This is a genomic window from Shigella sp. FJ200513 (assembly GCF_040495915.1).
Taxonomy (GTDB): domain Bacteria; phylum Pseudomonadota; class Gammaproteobacteria; order Enterobacterales; family Enterobacteriaceae; genus ECMA0423.
The window spans coordinates 1-3,089 of sequence record NZ_JBDYCV010000196.1 but is presented as its reverse complement, the minus strand read 5'-3'; the positions used below and the strand labels follow the sequence as shown (position 1 = coordinate 3,089).

3 protein-coding genes and 1 pseudogene are annotated in these 3,089 nt (G+C 54.0%); all 4 read right to left on the bottom strand.

Translation table 11 applies throughout. The features are described 5' to 3' along the window. Positions 1–76 precede the first annotated feature (76 nt). Positions 77–256: pseudogene (locus ABZJ92_RS21220) on the bottom strand (hypothetical protein); the annotation flags it as partial. 11 nt (positions 257–267) lie between these two features. Further along, positions 268–1,413: an FMNH2-dependent alkanesulfonate monooxygenase gene (gene ssuD, locus ABZJ92_RS21215; protein WP_000055999.1), complete on the bottom strand. Its 1,146-nt coding sequence runs from the start codon at positions 1,411–1,413 to the stop codon at positions 268–270. Further along, positions 1,410–2,369: an aliphatic sulfonate ABC transporter substrate-binding protein SsuA gene (ssuA, locus tag ABZJ92_RS21210; RefSeq protein WP_001244319.1), complete on the bottom strand. Its 960-nt coding sequence runs from the start codon at positions 2,367–2,369 to the stop codon at positions 1,410–1,412. Before ssuA ends, ssuD begins: the two co-directional genes overlap by 4 nt. Continuing rightward, positions 2,362–2,937 carry an NADPH-dependent FMN reductase gene (ssuE, locus tag ABZJ92_RS21205; RefSeq protein ID WP_001263929.1) on the bottom strand — a complete coding sequence of 192 codons (576 nt, stop codon included), beginning with the start codon at positions 2,935–2,937 and terminating at the stop codon, positions 2,362–2,364. Before ssuE ends, ssuA begins: the two co-directional genes overlap by 8 nt. Positions 2,938–3,089 lie beyond the last annotated feature (152 nt).

Below are 3,089 nucleotides of genomic sequence, written 5' to 3'. Positions count from 1 at the left end.
TAGTCTAAAAACTAGTATTAAGACTATCACTTAAATAAGTGATACTGGTTGTCTGGAGATTCAGGGGGCCAGTCTACTGCCACAGTTCGCCGCTGGCGGAGAGCGTCCAGAACGCCGTCACCACTCCTTCCGGTGAAGGCAAAATACGCGTCGACAGCCAGCCAACCGAGGAGGCCAGTTGCCACACCGCCACGATGCCCACCGGTAAAAACCAGGGGGCAACGCGCAATAACCACTTCTTCACTGGCGTTGCCATCATCGTGTTCCTTAGCTTTGCGCGACTTTACGGGGGATAAAATCATTTGCCACCGCTTCGCCTTGCGGATTCAGCGGCTGCGGCTGGGGAATTTCCGGAATGGCGACATCCAGATGTGGGAACAGCAACTCGCCAACCCGATACGCTTCTTCCAGATGCGGGTAGCCCGAAAGCACAAAGCTGTCGATGCCAAGCGCGGCGTATTCGTTGATTCGCGCGGCGACCGTAGGACCATCGCCCACCAGCGCCGTTCCGGCACCGCCGCGCACTAAGCCAACGCCCGCCCATAAATTGGGGCTGATCTCCAGATTGTCGCGCTTGCCGTTATGTAGCGCCGCCATTCGCTGTTGTCCTACGGAATCCGTCCGGGCGAATGCGGCTTGTGCTTTGGCGATAGTCTCATCATCAAGATGCGAGATTAACCGCTCGGCGGCCTGCCACGCTTCGTCGTTAGTTTCACGAACAATCACATGCAGACGAATACCGAAACGAATTTTGCGCCCATACGCGGCAGCTTTCGCCCGCACTTGTTCGATTTTCTCTTTAACAAGTTCCGGCGGTTCGCCCCAGGTGAGGTAGAGATCAACTTGTTCTGCCGCCAGCTCCTGGGCGACATCTGACGATCCGCCAAAGTAAAGCGGAGGATAAGGCTGTTGAATCGGCGGGAAGAGCAGTTTTGCTCCGCGCACATGAATATGTTTACCGTTGAAATTGACGGTTTCCCCCAGCAATAAGCGCCGCCAGACCTGGGTAAATTCCGCCGAGGCTTCGTAGCGCTCGCTATGATCAAGGAACACGCCGTCGCCTGCCAGCTCTTGTGGATCGCTGCCTGTGACCAGATTAAACAACGCACGACCATTTGAGAGACGGTCAAGCGTGGCGGCCTGGCGGGCGGCAACAGTAGGTGAGGTTACGCTGGGACGCAGGGCGACAAGAAACTTCAGCCGCTGCGTCACCGGGATCATCGACGCTGCAACCAGCCACGCATCTTCACACGATCGCCCCGTTGGGATCAGCACACCGGTATAGCCCAGACGATCCGCCGCTTGCGCAATTTGTTGCAGATAACCGTGATCAACCGGGCGTGAACCTTCTTCCGTTCCCAGATAGTGCCCGTCACCGTGGGTCGGTAAAAACCAGAACATATTCAGACTCATAATTGTTTTCCTTCCAGTTGAGTGGGCTGCCAGATGCGCTGGCGAATATCGACTTTTTTCGGCACCAGACGGTTTTCATAAAACAGATCTGCCGTTTGCTGCTGTAAGGCGGCAACCTCGGCGTTAACCGGTTTGATGGTGGTAGGAGGGCGATGATCTAAGTAAGAGGCAATCACCGGTGCCGGTAAGCCCATCGTTTTTGCCAGTAAAGCGATGCTTTGTTCGCGCTGGCTGCGGGTTAACGCATCGGCCTCACTAAAGGTTGCCAGTACGCCCTGAATAAAAGCGCCGTTTTTTTCTGCATAGGGACGAGCTGCCAGATAAAACGATCCAGTTTGATTGAGATCGGTGCCGTCTTTCAGCACCCGCACGCCGCCCTGTAATAACGCAGCGGAGTAGTAGGGATCCCAGATAGCCCAGGCGTCAACGTTACCTTGCTGGAACGCGGCGCGGGCATCGGCAGGCGTCAGGTAAGTGGGCTGGATATCGGTGAATTTAAGTCCGGCCTGACGCAGTGCACGCAGTAAAAGGTTGTGTGAACTGGAACCTTTCTGAAAGGCAACTTTGTGACCTTTAAGATCGGCTACGGTTTTGATCGGGCTGTTTTCTGCCACCAGAATCACTTCGGCTTTGGGCTTCGGTGGCTCGACGCCCACATATACCAAATCAGCCCCGGCAGCCTGGGCAAAGATTGGCGGAATATCCCCGGTACTGCCGAGATCAATACTGCCAACGTTTAACGCTTCCAACATTTGCGGACCCGCGGGGAACTCCACCCAGGAGATTTTTGATTGCGGATAGCGTTTTTCCAGTAACTGGTGGCTTTTTGCCAGCACCATACCAATACTGCCTTTCTGATAGCCTATACGTAACGCTTCAGGCGAGGATTCTGCAGCAACCGCAAAAGTAGAGACGCTAAGCAATCCCGCCAGCGCCAGTTTAATGATGTTACGCATGGGCATTACCTCGCAGAGACAGAAGGTCAGGAACCTGAACATCGCGGCGGTGCAATGCCTGCCAGAAAGTTTCTAGCGCGGTATCAAGATGGGTTTGCAGATTTGGCGTGAACTGGGGTCTGTGATGGTAATCAATTAATTGTGAGTCATCGGCAAACACGCCGTGCAGGATCTCCTGAGCTTTCAGTGCGCTTAAAACTGGTTTAAGGGCATAATCGACCGCCAGCAGATGGGCCACGGTACCGCCCGTCGCCAGCGGTAGCACCACTTTGCCTTGCAAAGCGCGCTCTGGCAGCAGGTCGAGCAGGGTTTTCAGCGCGCCGGAATAGGCGGCTTTATACACAGGCGTGGCGACAATCAGCCCATCAGCCTGTTGCAGCTGTTCGGTGAAGGTCTTGAGTGCCGGACTATCGAAACGAGCATAAAGCAGATCTTCCGGGGCGAAGTTTTGCAGATTCCAGTGATAAACCTCTACATCTAGGCCATTTAGTTTTTCCCGCGCATATTCCAGCAAGGAGCTGGAGCGAGAAGGAAAGCGAGGACTACCCGCCAGGGTGATGACACGCATACTCTCTCCTTATAACCAATTGTTCTTTTTTTTGTTAACATTGATAACAATTCGGTCAGTCTGTCGGAGAGACAAGAAAATGGGTAATGCTGCCAACTTACTGATTTAGTGTATGATGGTGATTTTAAGGTGCTTGCGTGGCTTCCATTTCC